Genomic DNA, 26,827 nt, shown 5'->3' with positions numbered 1-26,827 from the left:
TCAACAAAAAACGCTTGGATCTAATTCAAGAGGGCGGATTTTCCTCCCCCCACTAAAGTAGGGGGCTTCCAATCCGTAAACTTTGGTGATGAATCCGGAGAGGCATTCAAGTTGGGATACCGATGTCCTTATCATCGGTAGTGGTGCTGCAGGGCTGCGTGCTGCGCTCGCTGCGAGCGAGCGCGCCGATGTGACGTTAATCACCAAAACGACGCTCACCGAAAGCAACACACACTATGCACAAGGTGGCATTGCTGTGGCTATGAACCTTGATGACACGATTGCCTTGCACATAAAAGATACTTGCGCAGCTGGGGGTGGCTTGTGTGATGCCCAAGCCGTTGAAATGATGGTATCTGAGGGCATTCCAAGGGTCGCAGAACTTCTCGACTGGGGCGCGAACTTTGATTGGGAAGGCACCTTACCCCGTTTTACACAGGAAGCAGCCCACAGTCGGCGGCGGATCGTCCACAAAGGGGATGCAACCGGACGTGAAACGACGGATGTCCTCATTCAACGTGTGCTAAATACCGAACGCATCAATGTCCTCCAGAGTGCTTTTGCTATTGACTTGTTGACGGATGCAAATGTTACAACAGGGCCTGAGGAACCCCTCACCTGTTACGGGGTTACCGCTGTTGTCGATGAGGAATTAGTCTACATCCGGGCAAAAGCCACAATTCTTGCCACGGGTGGGCTTGGCCGACTCTACCCCTGTACCTCTAATCCAAAAGTAGCAACTGGAGACGGTTTTGCAGCAGCGTGGCGTGCGGGATGCGAGATGGTCGATATGGAGTTCGTGCAGTTCCATCCGACAACACTTTACTTAGATGGTGCTCCCAACTTCTTGATTTCTGAAGCCGTCCGTGGGGAAGGTGGCCAACTTATCAATATACGTGGTGAGCGTTTTATGAGGAAATACCACGAGAAAGAGGAACTCGCACCACGCGATGTCGTCAGTCGTTCTATTCAAAGCGAAATGGCGTTGACCGGTTTTCCCTGTGTTTACCTTGATATTACCCACAAACCGGCTGAATTTATACTTGAACGGTTTCCGACTATCTCTGATACGACGAAACGGTACGGCTTAGATATTAGCATTGACTTAATACCCGTCCGCCCCGGCGCACACTTTATGATGGGTGGTATCCGTACGAACACCGATACAGAAACTAACCTTAAAGGGCTTTATGCATGCGGAGAAGTGGCATGTACAGGTGTTCACGGTGCGAATCGCTTGGCAAGTAACTCCCTTTTAGAGTGTCTTGTCTTTGGTGCCCGCGCTGGGACAAATGCTGCTCTCTTTGCCCAATCTGAGTCTCCTGACCACCCGCCAGATATACCTGCCGTTGATAACGGACTGACATCCGTTGAAACAGATCTTACTTTTATAGAAGCAGTAAAGGACACAATTCAGGAAGTGCTTTGGGAGAATGTGAGCATTGAAAGAGATGGCGAGGGTTTAGAACAAACCCTCGCCGAATTGCAAGATTTGACGGTAAGTTTGGAGAGTCTACAATCGGTTTCACAGACCCTTCTTCAAACAACGGATGTAGAGATAATTGAAGCGGTTAATATGCTCAATGTTGCTTTGATGATAACCGAATCGGCTCTGGTTCGCACCGAGAGCCGCGGCGCACACTACCGCGCCGACTTTCCCGCCCAAAACGATACCGATTGGTACCGCCGCGTCCTCCTCACACGAGACGCAGCACCGGAAGTTGTTGCCTTAAACCTCCCTGAAATGAAGTAAAACGGTGCCCAGATTAAATAGCTTAAAAACCTTTCATGATCCAGGAGCAGTTGGGAATTAGTCGAGAACCACCGTGAAACGAAGTGGAACGGTGCCCAGATTAAATAGCTTAAAAGCCTTGGAGTCGTTTTTCGCTTAGATCTGTCGTTGAATTCACAGCGGGCGGTTCATCTGTTTTCCGATAAATCTGGACGTAATGATCGTAACTGTTGATGACCTTCTTGATGTGAAGCCGTGTCTCTCGGATCCCAATCTTCTCCACGAATAAGTCGATATCCTTTATGTTTTTTGACTTCACCCATCGCTTCATCCGCCCGGGACCTCCGTTATACGCACCGATGACCAGCATTGGGTTGCCATCAAACCACGAGTTGAGGTCGGATATATACTTTGTCCCCATCCGAATATTAATGTCGGCTTGTTTGAGCATCGAAGTCCGGAAACGCCGGATTTTGAGTTGTTGCGCGAGTTCCCTGCCAGTGGCTGGCATAATCTGCATCAACCCAATCGCGCCTGCCCAACTAATTGCCTCCGCATTGTATCGGCTCTCTTCCAGGATCATAGCGGCAATTAAGAAAGTATCAACGTTATACATCTTGGCATACTTCTCAACTGCATCGGCATAATAGCGCGGATAAAGTTTCTGGTGGAGGTTCGCTAAATCGGCGCGCGAGGCATTCGCGAAAGCTGGACTTTCAAGCGACGCTGCGGTGAGTTCCCTGGCTTTATCGTACATGGCGAGCCGTTCATAACACGTAATCAAGTCGTAAAAACACTGACGCTCAGGAAGCGAGTTCGTGTCAATGTGCCAGTTCAATTGCGCAATAGCATCTTCGTAAAGCCGGAGTTCCATCAGGAGTGGAATCTGCTCTGGACCCGCCTTAGGCACCGGTAATTCTGCATCCTGAACGGCTCTCGGTTCCAGTTCAGATCTGGTGATCCCGAGAATCGTTTTTGCCCTTGCGGTATAGTACCAATAGTGTGCTTCAGCAACTTCTTGGTAGAGTTTTCGTGCCTGCGCGGGTTTGTTTTGGTGTTCCCGAATCTTTGCCATCCAAAAATGTGCGCCCATTGCGTATCTATTGCCGGGGAAGTGTTCCTTTAGTCCTTTGAAAGCATTGTAGCTTTCTTCGTAGCGTTTTTCGTCAAAACGGTGCCAACCTATTCTCCATGCTGCTACATCGGCATAAGGACTCTTAGGAGCCATTTCTATTAAACGGGCGTAGGCGTCGAGGGCTGCTTCCGATTTGCCTTGTTTTTCACGGATTTGTGCAATATCGTACAGCGCATTGTCTACCAGCTCACTCCATGTGTATTTTTTCACGAAGTCCTCAAGTCGACTCACCGCAGTTTTGAGGTGCCCTTTCCGCCGGTAACATTGTGCGGCTTGATAGGTCGCCCGTGTTAAGTATTCACTTTTCTCCCCAAACGCAATCACAGCGTTAAACTTTTTAATCGCTGTGTTGTACCACCTACGTCCCTGGTAGCTCTTTCCCATGAGGTAAAGCGCGTATCCACGCGTGCTTAAATCTGCTGTTTCGGGAATCCGTTCCAATTCTGCTACAGCCGACTTCCATGCCCGATGTGAAAAGAAAACTAAGCCAGAATTAATCCGATCATCAGCGGTGAGTTTTAAAGACTTATTTTTTCCCATAAGTTGTTTGAGGCGATCAAGTGCTTTTTTGGCAACGCTGCCTGAGTGTTCTTTCTGAATGAGTTCACGATGCGCTTCAAACGCATCAGCAGTGGCACCGAGTGCTTCATCACAACGTGCTAACTCAAAAGTTGCTCTCCTCGCGTATTGCCGGTGTTTAGCCAGTTCGTTTAAGTGGGGTCTCGCCGTTTCATACTGTTTCTTATCAAGATACAGTTTCGATAAAGCCCAATTTGCCTCCAAAAAGTAGAAACTCTTTGGGTAGTCCCTCACAAGCTGCGCATACCATTTTATCGCCCGTGTTTCATTCTTCATACCTTCATAGAGCCGCGCAAGGCGGTAGGCTGCGTAGTCTGCTAATGGATAGTTGAACGAGACGACTCGTGCATAGTGACGCACGGCTTTCGGACGATCCCGAAGTTTCTCGTAGTTGTAACCGAGCGCGTGATGGATCTCAAGTTTCTCTGACTCGGACAAACCGGTTTCTAGTAAAGCCTCCAGTTTCAAAACTGCGCTTTTGTGCTGTCTTTTATCAATCAGAGCGAAGGCTTCTTGCCATGCCGCACTACGTTCTTTATCAGCAAAAACCGGTGTCCCAATTACAAGGCAGCTGTACGCCAAGACCAGCAAACCCCAAAAAAATTTCTGGAGTATCATAGAATCTGATGTGATATATGAGTTTGCTGTTTGATTGGACTGGATGCGGTTGCTGCTAAAAAATTTTATATGTTTCATCGAGTATCTTCGGTGTGGAAACCCCATGCTTCAGCTTGGGGAGGAAACACCGTCCTTTTTTTCTCTTGACATAAATTGTCAAAAATGTTATACTATTTTTATCACGGTAGGGACACGATCAAGCACGTCGCAAGGCGTGTCTGTCCCTAACCCACCTTGATCGGGGGTTAAAGCCGTGAACCGTGAAAATCCTTGAAAAAACAGAAACAGCATCGTAGAACCTATAAGTATCAAATACGCGAACATCCAAAGAACAAACGTTTTGGCAACATGCTTGATGACCTTGCAGACGTGCATAACCACTTCTTGAAGTTGGAGAACCGTTACTATCGTCGTTATGGCAAATATGCCGGTCGGTATCGGTTGCAACCCCACCTCACGAAGTTGTTGAAACGTACCAAGAAACATTGGGCATGGATACCGCGGGATACCCTTGACGCGGTAATTATCCGTCTGCATCTTGCGTGGGAAAAGTTTTTTGATTTCAAAAAACATGGCGGTCGTAAAGTCGGCATGCCAAAGTTCAAACGCAAAGGACGCTGCCGTTCCGCAAAGTTCCAGACGGGATACAAACTTGAAAACGGACGTGTGCGTATCTCCTTCAAATCGTGGGACGAAAGCACACAGACTTTGAAGTTTGATAAACGTTGGTTTTCTTTCCACCTGCACCGCGAGTGGAAGGGGAACGTGAAATATATCCAAATCCTTCGCGACAGCGTTGGCACGTATTGGCTCTATGTCGTGACAGATGATTCCTCCAAAGAAGTCCTGCCTGCCACGGGTGAAAGTGTCGGGGCAGACTTTGGAATGAAAGACGCTTTTCTCACGCTCAACACTGGTGAGAAAATACAATCCCCACAATTCTTGAAACAGTCCTTGAAACACCTCCGAACCCTCAACAAGGCACTTTCGCGTAAAGTCAAAGGGTCGGGCAATTGGTGGCGTGCCGTCAGAGATTTGGCATGGCTCTATCGCAAAGTTGCCAACCAACGCAAAGATTGGCAGTGGAAACTTGCTACAGACCTGTGCCGAAGGTTTGATACCATCGCCACTGAGACGCTGAACCTTGAAGGCATGAAACGCCTCTGGGGACGCAAAGTCTCTGACCTTGCTTTCGGGCAATTTGTTCAGATTTTGGCGTTCAAATGTTTCAAACATAATCGCGATTACCGTAAAGTTGGACAGTGGACTGCCACAACAAAACCCTGTTCAAATTGTGGGTATCACAACAAAAATCTTTCTCTCTCGGATAGGCAGTGGACATGTCCGAATTGTGGCTCTCACCACGATAGAGATGTAAACGCTGCTATAAACATCTTACGGGCTGCTTGCGATCCCGTTGTGGAGACGATGTAAGTCGATTCTCAAGAGTCGCTGTCGTCTACGAAGCACAAGCCCTAACCTTTAGGTTATGGGTGCCTTGACTGCGAATTCGCAAGCGTTACTGATTGTCTATGAAGTCATAAGAGTATCCCGGCATATCCATTGCGCATCGGAAACCGACAGGAACGGAATTGACAGCACCGTAAGATACATGTAGTTTTGAACGTTCTCCGACATCAATCGTGTTTGCAAGGTATCCATCTCCGGGGACTTGTCCGTTTCTTCGGATAGTCTCAGCGCGCTGGCTGGCGATAAAGACACTGTGCCGAAGCCCGCCGCCTCTGACGACTTTCCAACTGGAACCGTTCTCTATCTTCCTTGTTTTTGGATCAAGAGCAAACACCAAATAGGCGTTTGTATTCCAGTCGTCCGCACACCATTCATCTACGTTGCCTATCATATCGAACAATCCGTATCCATTCCGGGTATAAGACCCGATAGGCTGTGGGTTAAACACCAGACCCATCCGCAACGGGATGCCTGACATCCATTCGCCATTGGAGTCGCGACCGCCGAAGCCGATCGCAAACGCGCCTTCAGCCGCCATGCGCCCAGTATGCCATGTTGTAACCCGACCGTTGAGTTGCGTATTTCTAACCCATTTTACGCTCGGCTGTTTCGTAGCAAGACTGGGTGGCGTATTGCCCCACGTGAACGGCATATCCACTAAGCCGCCGCGTGCTGCCTTTTCCCACTCCATTTCTGTGGGCAGGCGTTTGCCTACCCATTTTGCGTAGGCATTGGCATCCCGCCATGAGACTTGTGCAGGATCGTTAGGTGCGTATTCGTCAAATCCGTATAGTTTGTAAAGATTGCTTTCCATACGGTAGCCACTGGTCTCTACGAAAAACCTAAACTCACTAACGCTTACCTCATACTTATCCATGTAAAATCGGACGGTATACGCCTGAAACTTATGAGCAATGTGTTCTAAAGCAGGTATAACCACATCGTTGCCCATCGTGAAATTGCCTCCCGGAATCTCTGCCATCCGATAGATATTCTTCCAAAGGAAGTTCGGACAGTTCATTTCCATTGCGGGCGCAGCCATTGAAACCTCTGACGAGACTTCTAAAATCTCATCTACAGGTTCATCTGTGTCGCATCCGATAATAGCGAATACGATCATCAGTAAAATCAAAATTCTCACAATTAACTCCTTTACTACACAGGTGATCGCGGTTAATTCGGTTCAAGCGGTTGTTGCGTGCCGCTCATCATGTATATAAAGACACCACCGGTCACTGATGTATGTGTAAGCCAGACCCGCCAGTGCTTCTCCGCCGTGCATTTCTCTATCGAAACGCAAATCCCATTCATCTAAACCCACCTTTTGTTTCGCTATCTCAAGTGCATGGTCTCTGCTGTCCGCCTTGAAAGATGGTGGAGACTTATCTTGGCTCCGCATGGAGACCAGAAAACATTTGTACATGATTTTCACTTCGAGTCTTTTTTGCGGTCCTCCTTACGAAAATTAGCATGAGTTCGATTGCAATGACAAAAATTACCCAAATACTACCTTATACTATAACGTTATTTGGAGTCAAAAAGCAACAAAAAAGTGAGTGTTGGAGAAATCAGTTGCCTAATTTCGGGTCGTTGTGTTACACTTAATGCAGACTTAACTGATTGCTCGGTTTGGGTGCGGTGTATATAAAAACGCAGGAGGTATCTGATGGAAATTGTAGCACTCGGAAAAACAGGTTTAAATGTTTCACGACTCTCGATTGGCACTGGGTCAAATGGCTGGAACGGACGCTCAAATCAGACGGACTTGGGATTTGAAGCCTTACGCGATTTGCTCCTATTTTCGCACGAAAAAGGTGTGACCTTTTGGGATTCTGCCGATCAGTATGGAAGCCATCCACATGTGAAGGCAGCACTCAAAGAACTACCACGGGAAAGTGTCACGATCACGACAAAAACTACATCTCGAACGCGAGAGACCGTAGAAGCAGACGTAAAGCGATTTCTCAAAGAAATCGGGTCTGACTATGTAGATATTGTCCTACTCCACTGCCTCACACAGGTTGACTGGCCGCAACGCTATCCAGATGCGATGGAAGCACTCGCACGTTGTAAAGAACAAGGATTGATTCGCGCACATGGTGTATCTTGTCACGATTACGGGGCGTTCCAAACATCCGCGATGACAGAATGGGTCGAAGTTGTGTTGGCACGGATTAACCACGCCGGGGTTAGTATGGACGCATCGCCTGCTGATGTTATCCGAACAATGGAACAGATGGCGTTTGCTGGAAAGGGTATCTACGGTATGAAAGTTTTAGGTATGGGGAAATTGGCACAAGATGCGGAGCGCCAGCGTGAAGCAATTGAATTTGTGATGGGTCTGCCTTGTGTGCACGCTATGACCATTGGCATGACCTCGAAAAGTGAAGTGGAAGCGAATGTTGCCGTCGTCAACGAATTATCTTAAAAAGCGGTTGGCTATCGGCTAACTGACTGCCGGTAGCCATTTAAAACAAGACTTAGCTGGGTGAATTGTTAAAAAATGGAAAAATATGAGATAGTTATCGGATTAGAAATCCACGCAGAATTATGCACAGAGAGTAAGCTTTTCTGCAATTGCGCTTATACCTTTGGTGCCTCGGCAAACGACTGTACCTGTCCAATCTGCTTAGGGATGCCGGGGACACTACCTGTTGTCAACAGACGCGCTTTAGAGTTTGCGGTTCGTGCCGGTTTGGCGATGGAATGTCAAATCACGGCTTCCAGTAAGTTTGACCGCAAGAACTATTTCTATCCAGACCTACCAAAAAACTACCAAATTTCGCAATACGACATCCCGTTGTGTCAGAGTGGACAGGTAACGTTTGAATTTGAAGGTGAACCTCGTACCGTTGCACTCCGCAGAATTCATCTTGAAGAGGATGCTGGAAAATCCATTCACGCCGAAGTTACGGGTGACCCGACCCGTAGTTTTATGGATTTCAATCGCGCCGGTGTTCCTTTACTTGAAATTGTAAGCGAACCCGAACTGCATTCTCCTGACGAAGCTATTGCCTACTGCCGTGCCGTCAAGGAGATTTTAGAATATATTGATGTCAGCGATTGCAACATGGAAGAAGGAAGCCTGCGATGTGAGCCGAACCTCTCTCTCAGACCGAAAGGCAGTAAAGCGTTAGGCACGCGCACGGAAATCAAAAACAAAAACTCGTTCCAAGAGTTGATTGATGCGATGGAATATGAGGTGAAACGACAGGCACGCATCTTAGACGCGGGTGAGGAGGTCGTCCAAGAGACGCTCTTGTTTGATGCAAATACCGGCAGAACTGTGGCAATGCGTGGCAAAGAGGAGGCGGACGACTATCGCTACTTCCCTGAACCCGATCTCGTTCACGTCCAGATGGATGATGACTGGCTCACTGAGATTCAGTCAGCACTCCCTGAACTCCCCGCCGCTCGTCGAGAGCGTTTTATCGCCGACTACGACATTTCTCCTGAGAACACTGAATTTCTGACCAGTACCCGGCAACTCGCCGAATTCTTCGACGCAGCCGCACAACTCAGTGGTGAACCGGCGACTTGTGCAAACTGGATTATGGGTGATCTGACTCGACTGCTCAACACGTCAGAGATTGAGATTCAAGATTCAAAGGTCACACCCGCACATCTCAGCGAACTCATCGGGTTGATTGAAAATGCGACCATCAGCGGCAAGATCGCCAAATCTGTGCTCGACGATGCCTTTGAGACTGGCAAAATGCCGAAGGAGATTGTTGCTGAAAAAGGGTTAGCACAAATTACAGATACCTCGGAGATAGAAGCCATCGTCTTACAGGTTGTTGAGGAGAACCCCGGTCCCGCCCAAGACTATCGTGATGGCACAAAGAAAGCGATTGGGTTTCTTGTCGGGCAGGTGATGCGTGCCACTCGTGGAAAGGCGAACCCGCAACTGGTAAATCAGATCTTAACGCGGGTTTTGACAGCAGAATAGGATATCCAATAGTCTTGCCCTCGAATGGCTAAGAGGTTCAGTTGAATCAAGACGCGAAGTAAAACGAGGAGAATTTATGAAGAAATTGGCCTCCGTAAAGGAAACTCTCAAGCTTTTCCCTGACACAACGGATGAAGTTAAAAGCACAGTATTCTCTACCGAACGGGCCGTACAAGCCCCGCCCATAGACTTGCCTGATTTTCTGAAACCGAATACAAGGTTGAAGATGGATGGTCGGAAGCTCCTATCCCATCTTCCAAAAGAGTCAGTGCCTGTAGCGTTTCTTGATCCGCAGTATCGGGGTGTGCTTGACAGAATGAATTATGGCAATGAGGGAAAGAGTAGAGAGAAACGCAGATGTTCATTGATGCAAATGCCCGAAGAATTAATTGGCGAATTTATTCGGGGAATTGACAGCGTGCTTATCCCGTCTGGACATCTGTTTCTGTGGATGGATAAATTTCATCTTTGCCAAGGGTTCAAAACGTGGTTTGATAACACGCAATTAGACATTGTGGATTTGATCGTCTGGAATAAAGACAGGTTTGGCATGGGGTACCGCTCCAGACGTGTGAGTGAATATTGTGTTGTTCTACAAAAACATCCAAGAAGGGCAAAAGGGGTTTGGAAAATTCATAACATTCGCGATGTCTGGCTTGAACGTACAAAAACAAAAGAACATCCACATCAGAAACCTATCGGTTTACAGGCTGAGCTCATTGCTGCTGTTAGTAATGAAGGTGATTATGTAATTGATCCGGCTGCAGGGTCCTTTTCCGTCATGGAGGCAGCACTTTTAAAAAGTCGAAATTTCATTGGCTGTGATTTGGAGGGTTGAGATGGCAAAAATCAGGGGTAGAATTCCTAAGGAATCATCAGGTGGTTATGCGCGTATATTCGGCAATGAAGCATTGGGCGAACTTATGAGCAAAGTGCACGGAACATCTATTTCCGCCGGGAGCGAACTGGAGAGGCTTGTAACGGAAAGAGTCGAAACTATAGATGATTTGGATGCTTTTCTTCGCAAAGACATCATGCCGGACGGTGTACTTCTGGCAAAAAAGAAAGAGATTAAGAAGTGTATTGAGTTAAATGCTCAAGGATCAGAACCTGATTTTATAATTTTCAAGAGACGAGAGGGACACCAACGTTGTCACATTGTTGAGTTGAAGGATGGTCACATCTTTGATACAAAAAAAGCCGATAGTGAGCGTGAAGCCTTGCACAACTTCGCTAAACGAAATGCTGGACGACTTCCATATAGGGTTTCAACTCACTTTTGTGCCTTTAATCAAGACGACCCTGAAGTCATTTGGAGGGGATTCAAGCAGAGAATTGATATTAAAGAGGCAATGACAGGTAGGGAGTTCTGTGATCTGCTAGAAATTGATTACGATAAGATCGTGGAAATCCGTAAGCCAGATGCAGAGGACAACATTCGTTATTTCCTTGAAGAACTTCTACGTATCCCCGAAACTAAAAGCCTTATTGAGGATATCCTTTCATCCGAGGCTCATCTTGCAGAAGAACAAATTGTATTTAAGATTGATTGAAGTCTGGCGCGTTGCATTACCACAAAAATCTGAATACCCGCGATAGGACTAGCCGGAAGTGACGCGTTTGGCATCGGTACACGCCGTTTGAAGGCTTTCAGCCTATTTCTTTATCGTTTAGACAAAACACTCAATGTTTTACAGAGGAGTTTATTATGAAATTGTCGGAAAATCAAAAAGTCGTTCAGAAACTTAAGCAAATTCTAGAAGATTATCCAGGGCTAGAATATGAGGAAAATGGATCAGAAGGAATGAGCGATGCATTAATAATTAAATTATTACCTGATGTTAGATGCGATATAAGTACTGTTGGTAATATTGCCAGAAAATTAAGTGAATTTACTGGAGATGTTTATAATGCTCGATTGCGCGACAGCTCCGATGGATCTACATTAGACAATTTGAGAAGTTTTAAGTTAATTCTACAAAAACCTAATAGAAATGTCAGAATCACATATCCTGATAATAGGGATGGCAAATTAGAGGTTGACATTATACAGGGGGTGGAAATTTCACTTGAAATTGACGATACTTTATGGTGTTTTGCTGAAGGTAATGAGTTAGAAATTCATTTTAACATTTTTGCCCAACCCAACTATCGCAAATTTTTGCGGAGTCACGTTACTAAGTTTACCCGAAATTATAACAATCCGCCAGATGGCAACAATCTTTCAAACTCCGAATTTAATAAGATAGACGAGAGCACAGGTTTGAGTGACTAACCAATGGAGTTTGTAGATGCAATTAACAAGATACATGAACATGGAAAAATATAAGGATTTGTTATCTACAAAGACGTTATTTTTCCCTCACTATGATAATTTGGGAGATCCGTACGAAGGTTCCTTAGGACACGTCCCCACAGATAAATTAATCGAGAAGCAAACGGAAAGACAGAAACGAATATCTGCCATGCCGCAACAACCAAAAACAGCAGCAAGGGAGTTTTTAGAGACTTTTGAACCTTTGCTTTACCATGATTTCTTACGGGATTTTACTTTTGTGAGTTGTTGGCATCAAAGCGAGATAGAATCAATGCCAATGTGGAAAATGTATGCTGAAAAAGGCATAATGATTAAATCCGATTTATCGTCATTAAAAAACACTTTAGGAATAGATACTGAAGGCTACCAACATTCCGATATATTTCAGGAAAACCATGGTATTTATCCATCCGATGGTTACGAAGTTTTCATTGAAACGCGAAGTGTTAAATATGTTTCACGTGGAAATTATATAGAACCTGTCGGCTCAGATCGCTATTTCCATAAACAGTTAGAATATGCAGATGAGAGAGAATTGCGAGTTATCCTTCAACTTCACTTAGGACCAGAGCTGAGATCTAATTTACCATATATTTTTGATAATACTAATTTTCCTCATACAACGAAGGTGGAAAATTTAATTCTTCAAATTTGGAAAGGTATTAAGTTATCGTATGAAAAACATTCTTCGATATTGAATACAGATTTGTCTGGAGGAGGAGTGCGCTGTCCTGTAGATATTAATTCTTTGATTAAGGAAGTTGTTGTGAGCCCATTTAATAATACAGATTCTGAAGTATTAGAAGTCAAATCCTTAAATCGTGAATTTGATGTAGAAGCAGAAGTTAAAAAGTCAGTGATAGAAATCAAACCAGCGGTCACAAAATTTGGTGTGCGCCTATCCGATGAAGAAGCAATAGAACTTGAACTCTAACGCTTTGATACATTTGAAGGTAAACTCTTAAAGATGTGCACAAGGAACCTGAAATACAAGGACGAATCGTGGGACTTTCGAGACTCTGATACCAAAGAGTACACCCACTGCTTTCATGCCTACCCAGCAATGATGATTCCACAAATCGCGCGGAAACTTCTTAAGGAATACGGTACAGAGGGCGGATGGCTTCTTGACCCCTATTGTGGTACTGGCACTTCTCTGGTCGAGGCATCTCTTTTCGGCATGCACAGTGTGGGATGTGATATTAATCCACTTGTTCGCCTAATAGCCACTGCTAAGTCAACACCAATTTGTTTGTCTAATTTAGACGAAACACTGAGCAGGTTGAACGATCATCTCTTTCAGATTGAATTCCGAAAAGGCAGGATACCCGATGCCCCAGTTCCTAACATTCTGAATCTGGCGTATTGGTTTTCCGAAGAAGTTATTAAATCTCTTGCTTATCTACGAAACTGGGTTAAAGACGTAGCAGATGAGGGTGTCCGAAACTTCATACTTGTTGCTTTTTCAGAAACAGTTCGAGAGGTCTCCTATACTCGGAACGGGGAGTTTAAATTATATCGTATGCCTGCTAAGAAGCTTCAGGGCTTTAAACCCGACGTTTTTGGCATCTTTGGCAAGAAATTAAACAGAAATCGGGCAGGTTTGGCAGCGTTTCTCGAAAAACGGAAAAGCGTTGAGGCATCAGTATCCGACGCAAACACAGTGCAAGGCGAACTTCCGATGCCGCGCCCCCTCGGAGGCTATGACTTAGTGATTACATCGCCACCTTATGGGGATTCACATACCACAGTGGCGTATGGGCAATTTTCGCGTCTCTCAGCAGAATGGATAGGGTTACCCAATGCTCGCAAAGTTGACAAACTCGCAATGGGTGGGCATCATTCAAAAGAAGTATTGACAGACGCTCCAGTATCGTCTGCGATTGAGAAAATCCGTTCAGTTGACGAAAAACGAGCGTGTGAGGTATCGGCGTTTTATGTTGACCTTGAGCGTAGCATCAATTCAATAGCACAGGTACTTTCACCGCGTGCTACAGTTTGCTATGTTGTCGGAAATCGCCAGGTCAAAAATGTTATGCTGCCGACTGACGAATTTGTTGTTGATGCCTTTCGTCGATATGGGTTTGTGCATAAGGCGACTATCGTCAGAAACATACCGAACAAACGAATGCCGAAGAAAAACAGCCCTTCCAACATCGCAGGTAAAACCTCTACAACGATGCACGAAGAAAACATCGTTGTTTGTCAGAGAACAACTCGGACATGTCTGTAGGACAAATCACCCTCACATCCGTAACAAAACAATTCGGGGACACAGTAGCAGTTGACGATGTGTCACTGCAAGTAGAAGGCGGTGAGTTCTTTTCTCTGCTTGGACCGAGTGGATGCGGAAAAACAACGACATTACGCATCATAGGCGGGTTTGTGTATCCTACGACTGGGGAGGTACGTATCAACGGTGAGATAATGGCGGAAATCCCACCCTATCGCCGTCCCGTTAACACCGTTTTCCAGAACTACGCCTTATTCCCACACAAAACCGTCGCGCAGAATATCGCATTCGGGCTACAGATGCAAAAGGCTCCTAAATCAGAAACAGCGGATGCGGTTGAACGCTCGTTGGATTTGATTCAGTTACCCGGATACGGCGATCGGAAACCGAGTGAACTCTCCGGCGGCGAAAGACAACGCGTCGCACTTGCACGTGCGTTAATTAACGAACCTACCATCCTGCTCTTAGATGAACCGCTCTCAGCACTCGACTTAAAGCTCCGAAAGCAGATGCAGTTGGAACTCAAGGCGTTACAACGTAAAGTCGGCATTACGTTCGTCTACGTTACGCACGACCAAGGCGAAGCATTAGCACTGTCCGATCGAATTGCAGTGATGAACGATGGGAAAGTCCTGCAGATAGGAACACCCTCTGAAATCTACGACTCACCACAGAGTCGCTTTGTTGCAGACTTTATCGGTACTTCCAACTTTCTTGAAGGAACACTTATCAGTGAGAATGAGATCGCACTGACCACAAACCCCCCCACTAAAATCGTCTGCCTACCGACCAGCGATATTCCATTGAACACGTCTGTCACCGTCGCAGTTCGTCCAGAGCGCATCAACTTGACGACAACCCCAGCCTCTGATACCACGAATCTCTTACACGGGACAATTCAAGACGAAGGTTACCTCGGCACAACCCTACAGTACACCGTACAGACCGGCTATCCAATCCCACTTATTGCGCACCAGCAGAATACAGGCACAAAAGACACACATCATTTTCGACGCGGCGATACAGTCTATCTGCAATGGACCCCTGAAAATGCGATTGTTTTAAAAGCCGATTAGTGCTTTGTTGCAAACGCGTTTTTCAGTTTTGGCATCCACCGTGTAAACAACCCTACCGCTTTTGCATCTTGGCGTTCCGGCGAGAACATATATCTGCTTCTGTTTTTTTGGTCTTTATAAGATAACGCGTAGATACCCATAGCATTGTATCCGATAGCGACAACGCCTATGGCATTTATACCAATTGCGATAACTCCGAAGGCTGCCCCTCCTCCGATAGCCACAATACCACAAGCAGTGCCACCAACAGCAAAAATGCCAGCTGAGAGAATGCCACAGGCAACTATACCTATTGACCCCGAACCTGTTGCGACATAGCCAATGGCAATAGTGCCAGATACAATTTTGCCAATCGCCAGACGGGCGTAGGACATTGTCTCTAATGCCAATGGGATCCCGAATCCTGAGCAAATCAGGATTCCCCAAGTTACGCCGAACGTTACCAAATAGATCCGAAGCGTCTTTTTGAACGTTTCAGTTCTGAAAGTTTCTTTCATGCCATTTCTCCCATTGACGTGTTGAGACAACACGATAGAACTAACCGTCAGACAGCGGCAGCTTGACTTTTCCGTTATCTCGTTGTTGCGAGGTTAAAAAGCCGATAATAATCTGAACGACCTTGTATCCTTCACTGCCGGGCGAGACGGGTTCTCCACCTTCTGTAATCAGACCTACCAGCTCTCGTGGTCCAGCAGGGATACCAAAAATGTCCCATGTCGGTGCCTCGATCGTCTCAACAACATCGTCTTGATGGAGTGTTGCCCCTCGGTCACTGATAAGAATATAACCGTTGTTGCCAACAATCTCCACACGGAACCCAGAGAGGGTTGTCTTTGGACCGCCAGCATAATAGCCCCGCACGCCGTTCGCAAAATGGATATAACCGTGTGCAGACGGTTCCGTTGCCGGGACGTGTCCACCATCGCCTTTATACTCGTTGTAGTCTTCGTAGCCGTCCTCTAACTCAGCAGAAACCCATTCGGGTTCTGAATCAGCGAAATAGCAGATAGCATCGACGAGATGGGTCCCGTTGCGGAAGAGCATGGCACGACCACCACTCAACGTACCAATAACATACTGAACATCCCCGATACGACCACCACCCACAATGACTTCTTTCGTGTGCCGCCACAGCGGCTGCCACCGGCGGGTATGATCGATCGACAGGATAGTGCCGTTGCGCTCTGTTGCTTCCATCATCCTGTCTGCATCTGCGATACTTGTCGCCATCGGTTTTTCACAGAAGATGCCTTTCACGCCAGCGTTTGCGGCATCAACGACCAGATCGGCGTGTCGATGGTCAGAGGTCGCTACTGTTACGATGTCTAAATTCTCAGCGGCGAGCATCTCTTGATGGTTGGTATACAGAGAGATGTTGTCCCAGGTGTCCTGATATTTTTCCTTGAAAGCATCCAATGTGCTTTGAACGAAGTCACAGCCAGCGGCTAATTCAACGTTTGGCATATCCACTAAACCCGATACATGTGTTGTGCCGATACCACTACAACCGATGACCCCTACGCGTAATTTTGCCATTTTCGTGTCCTCCTCTATTCTTTACCTCAAGTTCCTATTTCACCACGGCAAGGATTATATCCTGTGTCGAATTGAAAGTCAATTTGTTTTCGTGTGTTTTGGCTTGCAAGCTGCGCCAGAAGTTTGATAAACTATATAACCCAGGTTGCTACTAACAGATTTTGAGCATTTCAGAAAGCTTTTTCGTCTTTTTCCTCACCCCAGCGGGGTGATATGTCTATAGAAAGGCGTATTTAAGCGAATTGCACTCCCGGGGAATGCCATGCGGCATTCATACCGTTGATTTCGGAGTGCTATGTGTATAAAAACTTGGGTTATATAGACAAAGGAATCAACTTTTTAGATGAAGAGGTAAAAAATTATGGTTAGAATAATTGCTAATCCCGGAATTCTTGGTGGAAAGCCGATCGTTGAGGGCACCCGTCTCAGCGTTGAACATATATTAGGTTTATTGGCAAGCGGCATGTCAAATCAAGAGATCATAGCGGACTATCCGCTTTTAACGGAAGAAAGCATTCGAGCCGTGCTCGGTTATGCGGCAAAAGCCCTCCGCAATGAAATTTTTATTGATGTTGTCTCAGACCGGGATGGAGATTCTTAGCAATGCTCCCACCACTTGTTGCTGATGTCAACATTGCTTCTCGGGTTGTTCGATATAAGGCGTTGAATCCATCGGAAACAACAGATATTTTGGAATCCTATAATTTCATAGTCCAAATTAATTTTACCGCAAAATTTGCGTCGTTTGGCTGAACCATCGGAAAAATTTCTGAATCCGTCCAGGGCGAGAGACCCGAATTTCGGAAATGTCGGGCAGAACTATTGTTATAGATTTCCACACCCCATCAGTATAGTCTGGATTATCTTGGTGGAATGCAATCTCTTTTGCTTCAGGAATTGGTTCACCATCAAGTAGCATGCCTTCAACGTGGCATTGGATAGCTTCGGCGGCTTGATTTTGTGCGTCCTCCAATGTATCTCCAGCCGTTATACAGCCGGGTAGATCTGGAACGATTACACAGTAATCACTATCTGAGTCTTTGTGAATCACAATAGGGTAATGCCTATACATAGAACGCCTCGTGTGCTTTTCTTTCTTTTTCTCCAATTTGGATCCCAACCATTCCATCCTGCTTGTCTACAAATACTTAGCAAAGTCTGTTTCCGTAGGTCTTTCTTGGGATGAGGAACAGTTACTCTACCAGGCTTGTTAGGGTGTTTGTAGTGGTGATGACTCCCAACAACATGAACTAATACCAATTCTAATTGATAATTCCTCTTAAAAGGTTGGCTATTTTTCAGCACTGCTCGGTGCGGTTAGAAACCGCACCTACCGGGTGTGACGTGAGTGGGTTCGGTTAATGCGAGATAAACTTTTAGAAATGGTATAACATCCACTTTTCTTTCCTTAATCTTTTTACGACCTCGCGACTTGAGATTGCCATATTCCAAATTAACTTATCGAAAAAATGCCAGAAAATGCCTTAATATCCATCCGTATACCAAAAAACGTGATGAGACTTCATGTCTTGCGTCAAAGGTTTAGGTTGGTTGTGTAATAGATCGGGAATTGACTTGAATGCATCCGAAAGGACGGTTGACTGATTGATACGATACATCGTACTCCCGCGTTCTTCAATCGTTGATGCGTTAAAGCCATCGGCAATTGGGGCAGGATAGACAACCTCAAACGATTCTGTATCCATCTGTGCTATGACATTAGAAAGCATACTTTCAAAGAGTTCTTTGCCTTTGTCTTTTTCAAAAGATGGCTCTGAAGCAATAAACTCCTCAACATTCAGTTCGTTGTCATCCTGGTAGAGGGAAATATAGCCTTCAATGTTCCCATCGCGTTCGGCAACCCAAGCGTTCGGAGACTCCGTCCGCACCCACTCTGTCCAATAAGTCAATTCATCTCTGACAAAGGTCCCGTTAAATTTTCGTGCGTATCCATCATAGAGTTCAGCAATCCATTTGACTTCAGCCTCATCATCGAAATTGACCCGGCGGACTTCCCATTTCGACCGCTTTTCAGCACTGAAAGGTTGTCTCGCGTGATAGCGCGGCACTTTTTCCCATCCTTCAATCGAATAGATGCGTTGGCTTCCGTGGAGCGAAGACATAGCAATCTCACGATCTTCCATGAATCTGATAGCGTCTTTAAGGAGCTGTGTAGCGAGTCCGCGTCGTTGATATTCTGGACGCGTGCTGACCTCTCCAATGCCACCGACAGTTATGGGTTCGCCGTGCAAAAACATCTTCCGAAGAAAGACGCGAACTGTGCTGACAATAGTCCCCTTGTCGAGGGCAATTCGGATGCCTTCAGCGTCCCGCCACGGGTCGTTGTGCCAGTGATTTGAAAAGTATTTGCGACCCCCTGTAAAGACAGATGTAACATGGTCCAACCACGTCTCTAATTCATCAGGATAAAGCGCACGAAATTCCATTTTTTAATTATTCCTTGCGGTTCGATCAGCAGGATTGGTTAAACAAAAATACCCGCCGTAGATCCGCCTGCGCCGATGTTGCAGGCTACGATTCTGGTTTTATCCATTTAAAACTTTATAGTTAGTTCACCGATAAACTGCCGGGCTTCGTTGCGACTTCCAAAGACTTCATAGAGGTCCCCGGAAACATCATAAAATCGGCGGACAAAATTCCGACTCGTTTCGGCAGGATTCAAATCCGCATACCGCAGCCATAGGTTTCCGCGTGACCATATATCCCAATTCAGTTCAATCACTGTAGAACTTGCATCGCCAGTGTCCTCTCTGTGCTGTCTATTGAGTTCAGGAAAGAGTGCGTCCTGTGTCAAGTCAGACGTACCGTCAATACGTCCAACAGACAGATTTAGTTCCTTATAGCGATACGGATTTGGGTTGGTGATAAACTTCAGATTCGCTGCGAATGCGTTTTCTAATGCCTGTGTCTCGAAATCGTAACTGTCCTCTACCTTCGCCGGCGTGACATAGCGTTCATCTTGCTCGCCATAGGTGAGTTCATCAAGGAAGGTCAGCTGCCACCGTTCAGAGAGGCTGTACGTCCATCCAAACATATTTTTCAGTTCTAATTGGCTGAGTTCATCTTGGACATCTGTTGAAAAGTCGATATCTTCATAGTCTTCCAAATAATTGTTGTTTAGGATTGCAGCGCGAGTGGTGTAAAACCCGTTCATGTGGGAAGGTCTTACAGTAAAGCCTGTAACCGAATATTGCGCAATCGTAAAATCGCTGGCATCTCGCAAATAGAGATACCCAGAGCTATCGAGGTCTAAGAAGGTCTGATCGTGTTTTTCTTCGCTGAGTTGATCGGTTTCGTAGATGATGCGTCCCAAGTACCGTCCATTATTGTCAAACTTCTGAATACGTGAGATGACGTTATGGAAGAGCGTAAGACGAATGTCTGCCCGCTTGAGTTCTTCAGCGAGTTCTGCCTTGCCTTCCTCATCAGTTTCGTCAGCATAGTAACGGTTGTATTCTGCCTCTTCCAGCAATCGTACGCGTCGATTCAGGGCAGCGGTATCGGCAGCAGCCGCGGGACTCTGGGCAAAGGGTCCGTATTGTGGACGGGTCGCATTCGCGATTGTGTCGGCGAGTTCGGCTTGCCCCGGTGTAATCTCCGTCAGCTGCGTCAGTGTCGGGGAGAGCGCGATGATCTCTGGAAGTCCACCTATCTTTCTGCGGAATTGGCTGGCATCTTTAACTAAAATCTCACCCGTAGGCAGCGTGACAAGTGCCATCGGTTTCGTGAATTCTCCATTTCCACGTCCTTTTCTACCGAAACTACGGACAAATTTGCCCGCTGCATCAAATTTCACAATCCGATGGTTCCCAGTATCTGCGATGAGGACATTTCCGCGTGCGTCAATCGCGATGTCTGAAGCATCCATATCGAATTCGCCGTCCCCCGAACCGTACCTACCGAAAGCAAGCAAATTCTCTCCATCAGCACCAAACTTGTAGATGCGTCCGCGTTCTGCGTCCAAAACGTAGAGTTCATTTTCGGCATTGAGGGCAACACGAAGGGCTCTGTTATAACCTTTAGGTTGAATCGCGAAAGCAGTTTTCCCTTCTTCGTCAATGATGAGGCTTACCGGTAGGACGACTTTTGGACGGACATCCACCGGATCAACAAAGTAAGTGTCTAACAACTCACCTGTTGCGCTGAATTTATGGACACACGGCGCGAACATATAGACTTTCGGATCCGTGCTTTCAGCGATGTGATGCACAGTCTCATCGGCAACGTAGATGTTCCCGGTGTTATCCACAGCGAGATGTCCGGGTTTACGCAAAATATTGTCGGGAGACGTAGGAACTTCCGGGAATTGAAGTAAAAATTCTCCGGTTGCTGATAGTTTCTGGATAAGCCGATTCTCGGTGTCGCTGACGTAAATGTGTTGTCGGTCAAAGGCGAGATGAATAGCCTTGCTGAACCGTCCTTGTGTTGTTCCTTTACCGGCGAATTCGCGTTCTAATTGGATAAAGTCTACGGGAAAAGCCAGATTCAATCCGAGGCATAGCAGACAGAGGGTGGATAAAAATGGTAAGATAACAAGGTGTTTTTTCATGGATGTGTTCCGTTCTTTGTATTTAACGTGAGAAAATTGTGTAGGTCTTAGTATATCAGGCCTTACGCAAATTGCGTAAAAAAGCAATATATTTTACCGAAAAAGGCGTTATTTCAGTGACTTAACCCCCTAAAAAATCAACGGTATGAATGCCTTATGGCATTCCCCGCCCCTTATCAGGGGGACTTTAAGAGGAGATGCGTAAGTCCTATATATGATACGCGGTATTTGTCTTAGTGTCAAGGCAAAACGTTTCTAACTGCTATTGGCTAACGGCTAATGGCTATTGGCTAATCCGGCAAAATACGATATCCTGTGCTGATCCCCGTAACCATTCCGATGATTGCCCAGAGGCCAGCGCACGTCATCTCTCCGATGACGAGTCCGAGGAAGACCGGTCTCGCGCTCCGATACGCTTTCAGTCCACCGTATTTCACAATACTAAACTTCAGACCCCAACCCAAAAATATTGAGAACCAAAGTTTAAACGTCGCCCAGGAACTCAGCATTGTATAACCGAGTGGATGTAGGGGCCACCACACAAAAGTCTGGCGCATCCACATTAAAAAGACTGTGAAACCGCTGCCGACCAGTATAAATGTAGTGTTTGTCCAGTTCGTGCTCGTCTTCGGACTTGTAAGTAAGCCTTCAAGTTGTCGCATGAACCAACTACCTCCGGTATAAGGCGCGCCGTGTGCGTAGCTAATCTTGATTGCCGAGTAATAGGAGACAGCAAGTCCAATCACCATCGCAACCGCCATCGCAAGGAGCAGCTGCCGCCGTTTGACGCGGGCATCGTCTGCCGCTTTCAATCCGTTCATGATGTTAGGCATCATAAACTCACGGAGATCCAGCGTCATACAGACCGGATGCATCATCATTGAGGTCACCGTAGACGGATGGATTTTTGAAGTGCCGAGCGTCGTGAGGAAGAAACTCTGTGGTGAAAATGACGGATTAATGAACGGAATACCCCCGTTAATCACCTGCCACGTCAACACGACATACATTGCAAGCAGAAACAAGACGAAACCGAACGCGAATAAGATGGTCATACCCATCAAATGGTTGAAGAATACGAGGACACAGATACCGCCAAGCAGCCCAAAAATTGTAACGCTATGCGGGAGTGCTTCATCGGACGGACGGAACTGGAGCATGTTTTTAATGTGGTGCCGCATCTTCCAGAGCGCAATAGCGATAAACGCCAGGCACGCACCCGCCTCTTGTGCCGCACTGAATGACTTACCCGTCCACTGAACCCCGGGGCCCGAAGTGAGTTGGAACCCCATCATTACACCCAAGAGGCATTGCAGCTTGTAAAAGATGAAGAAGAACCAGATGCTAAACGACACCTCCAGCGTCAAAAGGTAGCTAAACCCGACCATCGACCAAAAAATAACAATCTGGAATGGACGGAGGGCATTCCAAGGACGTTCGACGAGATACGGATTGAGCCAAAAATCGCGTGGGATATGTGGCATGGCAGGAAAGAACGTATGTAAACCGTTCATTGTGTGCAAGAAGACTGGAAACGCAAATCCGAACCAGAGCGCACTGTTCTTAAAAATCGGACCGAGACTCCCGCTACCTTGTGCTGCCATTTCTACTGGCAACTTAACCAGCGGAAACGCACAACGTTCGTACTCTACCCACTGCTTACGGAGTAGTACGGAGAGACAGATCATCACGAAATAGGCAACGAGAACGTAGGCACTCCACGTTAGGATCGGGGTTATCCATGCACCCCACGGCACGGATTCACCTGCGAACAGCCCTTCAAAGAAGGAACGTGCTGCAGTTTCATCTTGCACAACTCGCCAGTGTGGAATATAGTGGTGAAATAAGGATTCCCAGTCGTTTTCCGGGGTTGCAAGGTACTGATACGCCACCATCGGGCTGAGCGCATAACGCATCATCCCTGAAGACGGAATACCTGCTGGCGCGAGCATAATACACCAGATTGTGACGAGTTCGCCGGGTGAAAAAGCCGAGGCGGGATGCACCCGTTTCAGGAGAACGTTAATACCTAACACAAAAATCGTCAGGACAAAGAACGGGGCGACGGGAAAGTGTCCACCGGCAAGAAAGATGTTACGGATAACGTAATCGTTATAGGGCGCGAGGAGGCATTCGGTAGTAGCACACACCAAACCGATGAGCACTGCGCGCCATGTCAAACTATCCGGTGTTTTTTGTTGAATCAAGCGTTTTTACCGCCTCACTTCTTTTTTTTATTTTTCCAGTGGTGTTAGTATATCACGTTCTCAAAATATTTACACACCCTTGACAAATTTTTTCAGATGTGTTTAAATATACTTTCAATCAGGAGGAACAGATGGTGACTCGAGAAGATATTCAGACGATGGCTGATGACATCGTGCGCGAATTTGAACCGCTGCAAGTAATCCTTTTCGGCTCTTATGCCTATGGCACGCCGACAGCAGACTCGGACGTGGATCTGCTCGTGGTGATGGATATTCCGAAATCAGAATTTAGCGAAAAAGCAATAGAAATCCGGCAGCGTATCCCATACCGTTTTGGCTTAGACCTTTTGGTACGTTCACCCGAAGAAATCGCGTCCCGCATTTCATATAACGATTGGTTCCTCCGCGAGATCACAGAAAAAGGTGAGTGCCTGCATACATCCGAAAGGTATCACGATTTTGAAGCACTGCAAAAGACACCGCGTTCGGTCAAAAAGGAAAGGGATTGCATGAATCCATTGGTGCTGGAGTGGATAGAGAAGGCTGAAGAAGATTATAATTCGGCGAAATGGCTGCAACAAGCTCCGGAGCCTGTACATAATTCTATCTGTTTCCACGCACAACAGTGTATTGAGAAATATCTCAAGGCATGGCTTCAAGAGGCAAACGTTCCTGTGCCAAGAACGCACGATCTTGAAGAACTGCTGATGTTGATTGTGCTAACACTACCGGCTTGGGAGCAGTGGCAATCGGATTTTAAGATAATCACCGAGTATGCAGTAGACTCCCGTTATCCGGGTGATTCCGCAACGGCTGATAAGGCGCAACACGCGATGCGCATCTGTTCTGAAGTGCAGCAGGCTGTTCGAGACTCGCTGCGGCTGCCGCCGCATATAAAATAAATCATCCAATGAAATTTTCAATTATGAGGCATCTCAACACAGCAAAATTCATTTCTAATAGCATACTACCCTTATATACTATTATCCTATTATCGCTTCGTAACTCACCCCTTCCGCTCCACCCTCCCCTCCCCCCCTCCCACTTTATATCAGTTAAGTGTTTGGCTTCATGCGTCCATCGAAGCATTAAACGGAAATTCCAATTCGGGGTTTTCTGTTTTGATTTTAACCTTTAATCTATCTTTGTGCCCGCAAGTAGCCTGTCTGAGACAGGTGTGCTGCGGGCTATTTTTTTGTTTGAGCAGATATTGTTGTTTGTCTCTCGGTAATAAACAGGCAATGAATTGCCCTACTACAAACAGGATCACCTATAAACTCAATATTGAATGTGAGGGTAGGTTCGTAGTAGTGCGATTTATCGCACGTTTCGGGATTAGAAATCCCGCCTACAATCAAGGAGCAAAAAGATGACTGAAATGACGGAACAGGAAATGTTAGCAGCGCAAAAACGGGCAGATGCCGTTGTGGATAAGGTGAGAGGCTTGGTTGACCTTGAAAATCGAGTCCTTGAAGCGCGGGCAGTTGCGGATGACTCGACTGCCGACTCGAACGGGCTAAAAGACTTGGAGGCGCAATTGGAACGGCGTGTTGCGGAACTGAACGAAATCGCAAACGAACTTCAGTGGGCAACGCCGTGCTTCAGGGCTTACGTGCTGCCCCAAATTAGCGAGGTTATGGGCAAACAAACCTCTTTCCGTTCGGAAGAGCGGAAGGATCTTGAAAACGTCATTGCTGCGCTAACAGCCGAAGAAGATAGCGAATTCTCCGAGGCATTAGCCGCAGACATTATCGCCCGTCTCCGATCAAATATTGAGAAGAGTTTTGGTGCGTAGGCGGCGACAATTTTTGTGGGTGCCTCCTTTGGGGAGGTACTCACGTTATCCACTATCATCATCGTTTTCCAGGTAAGTCTTAAGCGTCCGCCGATCTATCCCTAACGTTTCTGCGGTCTGTGTATAGTTCCCATATTTCTCGAACCGCTGCTGGGCGACCGCTGTCAGAATTTGCTGGCGATCCTTGCCTGCGATATCAATCGTATCTTGGAGGCTCCCCAAGCATTCCCCCAACTTAAAGGAGGCTTCACGAATAACGCTATTCTGCGTCTGCGCTGGCAGCCGCTGCCAGACGTTAACCGGTATACCCCCGAAAATCGAGATGAACTCTACCACAGAGAGTCGCTCCAGAATCTTACGCACCTCTATAGGCAGTGTGCTTTGGACGTTTTGCTGACCACTTTCCGAGCTTGCTGTCTTTGTTGACGGTGAGGTGAGGGCAATATCCGCGGGTATATCTCCAACACCTAATTCCTCTGTTTGTGTGGTGAGAATCGCTCTGTTAATGACATTCTTGAGTTGCCGGATATTTCCCTGCCACGCAGCTGCTTCGAGATAGTAGAGGGCTGCTGATGTAATCCCGGTAACCCGTTTCTGATGTGCCGCGCTAAGTTCCGAAATAAAAGCGTGTACCAGGGGTGCAATATCTTCTCGCCGCTCGCGTAGGGGTGGGATGTGGATATGAAAACTGTTGAGTCGATAGTAGAGGTCCTGCCTGAACGTCCCGTTTTTGACCGCTGCCCTGAGGTCTCTGTTCGTTGCTGCGATAATTCGGACATCCACCTTGACGTTTTTATTCCCGCCGATTCGTGTAAACGGCTGGTGTTCTAAAACGCGCAGGAGCATCGCCTGCACGCCAAAAAACATTTCACCGATCTCATCAAGGAAAAGCGTGCCACCGTCCGCCTGTTCAAACATACCGGCTCGCTGTGCTGTCGCCCCCGTGAAGGCACCTTTCTCGTGTCCAAAGAGTTCGCTCTGTAGCAGTCCGTTTTCAGGAAACGCGCTGCAGTTGACAACTTTGAAAGGGTAACGGCTTCGCGAGTTTGTGCGATGGATGTCCTTCGCGATAATCTCTTTTCCGACCCCCGTTTCCCCCGTAATCAGCACCGTCGCTTTTGTCGGTGCCGCCTGCTGCACCTGTTGATAAATCTGTTGCATCTGTGGTGATTGCAAGGCGATGGGTTGTGATCCGTTCTGCATAGGTTGTTCCCTTAAACGCTTTATCAGCAAGGTTCTCTGTTGTTTGCCGTGCGATAGATGTGTATCTTTCGTAAGTGTCGCGTCCGCATTAAGAAATGATACTGCAAAACGCGCTTTTATGCAAATAAAAAACACAATGCCACAATGCGGTTATTTGTCTTAAGCAATTTTTGCACATAGACAATTTTTGTCTATACAATTTTTGCGCATATCATCTTGTATAGAGTAGGATTTACGCAATTTTGGGGGCAGGCTACTTTGTGAGAGGGAGACCCCTCAGAGACACAAGCGTTTCGGATGCACAACCTAACAGGTTATGCTACAAAAGAGCATTCTGCGAATCCTATATATAGGAGGGTTTTCGGTAAAATAATGAAAGGATAATAGAGGGACCCAATCTCCCTCTT

23 protein-coding genes and 1 pseudogene are annotated in these 26,827 nt (G+C 46.7%); 13 read left to right on the top strand and 11 right to left on the bottom strand.

Annotated features, from left to right (window positions below):
- Positions 1–88 precede the first annotated feature (88 nt).
- Positions 89–1,753: an L-aspartate oxidase gene (gene nadB, locus OXN25_03950; protein ID MDE0424007.1), complete on the top strand. Its 1,665-nt coding sequence runs from the start codon at positions 89–91 to the stop codon at positions 1,751–1,753.
- 109 nt (positions 1,754–1,862) lie between these two features.
- On the opposite strand, the gene OXN25_03945 is transcribed toward nadB, so the two are convergent.
- Complete coding sequence (locus tag OXN25_03945) at positions 1,863–4,064, bottom strand: transglycosylase SLT domain-containing protein (protein ID MDE0424006.1); 2,202 nt, start codon at positions 4,062–4,064, stop codon at positions 1,863–1,865.
- Positions 4,065–4,334: 270 nt separating this feature from the next.
- On the opposite strand from OXN25_03945, the gene OXN25_03940 reads away from it, so the two are divergent.
- The gene (locus OXN25_03940) at positions 4,335–5,498 is read left to right on the top strand and encodes an RNA-guided endonuclease TnpB family protein (GenBank protein ID MDE0424005.1); all 1,164 of its coding nucleotides are present in this window, start codon (positions 4,335–4,337) and stop codon (positions 5,496–5,498) included.
- Positions 5,499–5,583: 85 nt separating this feature from the next.
- On the opposite strand, the gene OXN25_03935 is transcribed toward OXN25_03940, so the two are convergent.
- Entirely contained in the window at positions 5,584–6,675 is a 1,092-nt protein-coding gene (locus OXN25_03935; GenBank protein ID MDE0424004.1) for an SUMF1/EgtB/PvdO family nonheme iron enzyme, read from the bottom strand.
- 42 nt (positions 6,676–6,717) lie between these two features.
- The gene (locus tag OXN25_03930; protein MDE0424003.1) at positions 6,718–6,957 is read right to left on the bottom strand and encodes a hypothetical protein; all 240 of its coding nucleotides are present in this window, start codon (positions 6,955–6,957) and stop codon (positions 6,718–6,720) included.
- Positions 6,958–7,200: 243 nt separating this feature from the next.
- On the opposite strand from OXN25_03930, the gene OXN25_03925 reads away from it, so the two are divergent.
- From OXN25_03925 to OXN25_03890, 8 genes are all read left to right on the top strand, one after another.
- Positions 7,201–7,962, top strand: coding sequence for an aldo/keto reductase (locus tag OXN25_03925; GenBank protein ID MDE0424002.1), 762 nt, complete (start codon positions 7,201–7,203; stop codon positions 7,960–7,962).
- A 75-nt stretch (positions 7,963–8,037) separates the two neighbouring features.
- A complete protein-coding gene (gene gatB, locus OXN25_03920; protein MDE0424001.1) occupies positions 8,038–9,483 on the top strand; it encodes an Asp-tRNA(Asn)/Glu-tRNA(Gln) amidotransferase subunit GatB in 1,446 nt (481 codons plus the stop codon).
- Between the two features lie 76 nt (positions 9,484–9,559).
- Entirely contained in the window at positions 9,560–10,321 is a 762-nt protein-coding gene (locus tag OXN25_03915) for a site-specific DNA-methyltransferase (GenBank protein ID MDE0424000.1), read from the top strand.
- Between the two features lies 1 nt (position 10,322).
- The gene (locus OXN25_03910) at positions 10,323–11,036 is read left to right on the top strand and encodes a restriction endonuclease (protein ID MDE0423999.1); all 714 of its coding nucleotides are present in this window, start codon (positions 10,323–10,325) and stop codon (positions 11,034–11,036) included.
- Between the two features lie 155 nt (positions 11,037–11,191).
- Entirely contained in the window at positions 11,192–11,758 is a 567-nt protein-coding gene (locus OXN25_03905) for a hypothetical protein (protein MDE0423998.1), read from the top strand.
- 16 nt (positions 11,759–11,774) lie between these two features.
- Positions 11,775–12,734, top strand: coding sequence for a hypothetical protein (locus tag OXN25_03900; GenBank protein ID MDE0423997.1), 960 nt, complete (start codon positions 11,775–11,777; stop codon positions 12,732–12,734).
- Positions 12,735–12,767: 33 nt separating this feature from the next.
- Positions 12,768–14,033, top strand: coding sequence for a DNA methyltransferase (locus tag OXN25_03895; GenBank protein MDE0423996.1), 1,266 nt, complete (start codon positions 12,768–12,770; stop codon positions 14,031–14,033).
- A complete protein-coding gene (locus OXN25_03890) occupies positions 14,024–15,109 on the top strand; it encodes an ABC transporter ATP-binding protein (GenBank protein ID MDE0423995.1) in 1,086 nt (361 codons plus the stop codon). The genes OXN25_03895 and OXN25_03890 overlap by 10 nt, the downstream gene beginning before the upstream one ends.
- Here the strand turns inward: OXN25_03890 and OXN25_03885 are convergent.
- Together OXN25_03885 and OXN25_03880 are read right to left on the bottom strand one after the other, a co-directional pair.
- The gene (locus OXN25_03885) at positions 15,106–15,606 is read right to left on the bottom strand and encodes a hypothetical protein (protein ID MDE0423994.1); all 501 of its coding nucleotides are present in this window, start codon (positions 15,604–15,606) and stop codon (positions 15,106–15,108) included. The two genes, OXN25_03890 and OXN25_03885, sit on opposite strands and share 4 nt — an antisense overlap.
- A 40-nt stretch (positions 15,607–15,646) precedes the next feature.
- The gene (locus tag OXN25_03880; GenBank protein MDE0423993.1) at positions 15,647–16,645 is read right to left on the bottom strand and encodes a Gfo/Idh/MocA family oxidoreductase; all 999 of its coding nucleotides are present in this window, start codon (positions 16,643–16,645) and stop codon (positions 15,647–15,649) included.
- A gap of 361 nt (positions 16,646–17,006) precedes the next feature.
- Here OXN25_03880 and OXN25_03875 point away from each other — a divergent pair, with 361 nt between their 5' ends.
- Entirely contained in the window at positions 17,007–17,246 is a 240-nt protein-coding gene (locus OXN25_03875) for a DUF433 domain-containing protein (GenBank protein ID MDE0423992.1), read from the top strand.
- A gap of 123 nt (positions 17,247–17,369) precedes the next feature.
- Here the strand turns inward: OXN25_03875 and OXN25_03870 are convergent, their stop codons facing one another.
- The 5 genes and pseudogenes from OXN25_03870 to OXN25_03850 all read right to left on the bottom strand — a co-directional run bounded on the left by OXN25_03870 (position 17,370) and on the right by OXN25_03850 (position 23,422).
- Complete coding sequence (locus OXN25_03870) at positions 17,370–17,717, bottom strand: type II toxin-antitoxin system HicB family antitoxin (protein ID MDE0423991.1); 348 nt, start codon at positions 17,715–17,717, stop codon at positions 17,370–17,372.
- A gap of 59 nt (positions 17,718–17,776) precedes the next feature.
- A pseudogene (locus OXN25_03865) lies at positions 17,777–17,905 on the bottom strand (type II toxin-antitoxin system HicA family toxin).
- A 224-nt stretch (positions 17,906–18,129) separates the two neighbouring features.
- Positions 18,130–19,092, bottom strand: coding sequence for a GNAT family N-acetyltransferase (locus OXN25_03860; protein MDE0423990.1), 963 nt, complete (start codon positions 19,090–19,092; stop codon positions 18,130–18,132).
- A 107-nt stretch (positions 19,093–19,199) separates the two neighbouring features.
- The gene (locus OXN25_03855; protein MDE0423989.1) at positions 19,200–21,215 is read right to left on the bottom strand and encodes an NHL repeat-containing protein; all 2,016 of its coding nucleotides are present in this window, start codon (positions 21,213–21,215) and stop codon (positions 19,200–19,202) included.
- A 290-nt stretch (positions 21,216–21,505) separates the two neighbouring features.
- Complete coding sequence (locus OXN25_03850; GenBank protein MDE0423988.1) at positions 21,506–23,422, bottom strand: hypothetical protein; 1,917 nt, start codon at positions 23,420–23,422, stop codon at positions 21,506–21,508.
- A gap of 131 nt (positions 23,423–23,553) precedes the next feature.
- On the opposite strand from OXN25_03850, the gene OXN25_03845 reads away from it, so the two are divergent.
- Together OXN25_03845 and OXN25_03840 are read left to right on the top strand one after the other, a co-directional pair.
- Positions 23,554–24,324: a HEPN domain-containing protein gene (locus OXN25_03845; protein ID MDE0423987.1), complete on the top strand. Its 771-nt coding sequence runs from the start codon at positions 23,554–23,556 to the stop codon at positions 24,322–24,324.
- 467 nt (positions 24,325–24,791) lie between these two features.
- A complete protein-coding gene (locus OXN25_03840; protein MDE0423986.1) occupies positions 24,792–25,217 on the top strand; it encodes a hypothetical protein in 426 nt (141 codons plus the stop codon).
- Positions 25,218–25,262: 45 nt separating this feature from the next.
- Here the strand turns inward: OXN25_03840 and OXN25_03835 are convergent, their stop codons facing one another.
- Positions 25,263–26,420, bottom strand: coding sequence for a sigma-54 dependent transcriptional regulator (locus OXN25_03835; protein ID MDE0423985.1), 1,158 nt, complete (start codon positions 26,418–26,420; stop codon positions 25,263–25,265).
- Positions 26,421–26,827: the final 407 nt, after the last annotated feature.

The sequence above is a fragment of the Candidatus Poribacteria bacterium genome (assembly GCA_028820845.1).
Classification (GTDB): Bacteria; Poribacteria; WGA-4E; order WGA-4E; family WGA-3G; genus WGA-3G.
The sequence above is the reverse complement of the archived record's forward strand: the minus strand, read 5'-3'. Positions and strand labels throughout refer to the sequence as shown.

Coding starts and splice junctions, on each gene's coding strand:
- nadB (MDE0424007.1), top strand. CDS start 89: ATGAATCCGGAGAGGCATTCAAGTTGGGATACCGATGTCCTTATCATC.
- OXN25_03945 (MDE0424006.1), bottom strand. CDS start 4,064: ATGATACTCCAGAAATTTTTTTGGGGTTTGCTGGTCTTGGCGTACAGC.
- OXN25_03930 (MDE0424003.1), bottom strand. CDS start 6,957: ATGTACAAATGTTTTCTGGTCTCCATGCGGAGCCAAGATAAGTCTCCA.
- OXN25_03925 (MDE0424002.1), top strand. CDS start 7,201: ATGGAAATTGTAGCACTCGGAAAAACAGGTTTAAATGTTTCACGACTC.
- gatB (MDE0424001.1), top strand. CDS start 8,038: ATGGAAAAATATGAGATAGTTATCGGATTAGAAATCCACGCAGAATTA.
- OXN25_03915 (MDE0424000.1), top strand. CDS start 9,560: ATGAAGAAATTGGCCTCCGTAAAGGAAACTCTCAAGCTTTTCCCTGAC.
- OXN25_03910 (MDE0423999.1), top strand. CDS start 10,323: ATGGCAAAAATCAGGGGTAGAATTCCTAAGGAATCATCAGGTGGTTAT.
- OXN25_03905 (MDE0423998.1), top strand. CDS start 11,192: ATGAAATTGTCGGAAAATCAAAAAGTCGTTCAGAAACTTAAGCAAATT.
- OXN25_03900 (MDE0423997.1), top strand. CDS start 11,775: ATGCAATTAACAAGATACATGAACATGGAAAAATATAAGGATTTGTTA.
- OXN25_03895 (MDE0423996.1), top strand. CDS start 12,768: ATGTGCACAAGGAACCTGAAATACAAGGACGAATCGTGGGACTTTCGA.
- OXN25_03890 (MDE0423995.1), top strand. CDS start 14,024: ATGTCTGTAGGACAAATCACCCTCACATCCGTAACAAAACAATTCGGG.
- OXN25_03885 (MDE0423994.1), bottom strand. CDS start 15,606: ATGAAAGAAACTTTCAGAACTGAAACGTTCAAAAAGACGCTTCGGATC.
- OXN25_03880 (MDE0423993.1), bottom strand. CDS start 16,645: ATGGCAAAATTACGCGTAGGGGTCATCGGTTGTAGTGGTATCGGCACA.
- OXN25_03875 (MDE0423992.1), top strand. CDS start 17,007: ATGGTTAGAATAATTGCTAATCCCGGAATTCTTGGTGGAAAGCCGATC.
- OXN25_03870 (MDE0423991.1), bottom strand. CDS start 17,717: ATGTATAGGCATTACCCTATTGTGATTCACAAAGACTCAGATAGTGAT.
- OXN25_03860 (MDE0423990.1), bottom strand. CDS start 19,092: ATGGAATTTCGTGCGCTTTATCCTGATGAATTAGAGACGTGGTTGGAC.
- OXN25_03855 (MDE0423989.1), bottom strand. CDS start 21,215: ATGAAAAAACACCTTGTTATCTTACCATTTTTATCCACCCTCTGTCTG.
- OXN25_03845 (MDE0423987.1), top strand. CDS start 23,554: ATGGTGACTCGAGAAGATATTCAGACGATGGCTGATGACATCGTGCGC.
- OXN25_03840 (MDE0423986.1), top strand. CDS start 24,792: ATGACTGAAATGACGGAACAGGAAATGTTAGCAGCGCAAAAACGGGCA.
- OXN25_03835 (MDE0423985.1), bottom strand. CDS start 26,420: ATGCAGAACGGATCACAACCCATCGCCTTGCAATCACCACAGATGCAA.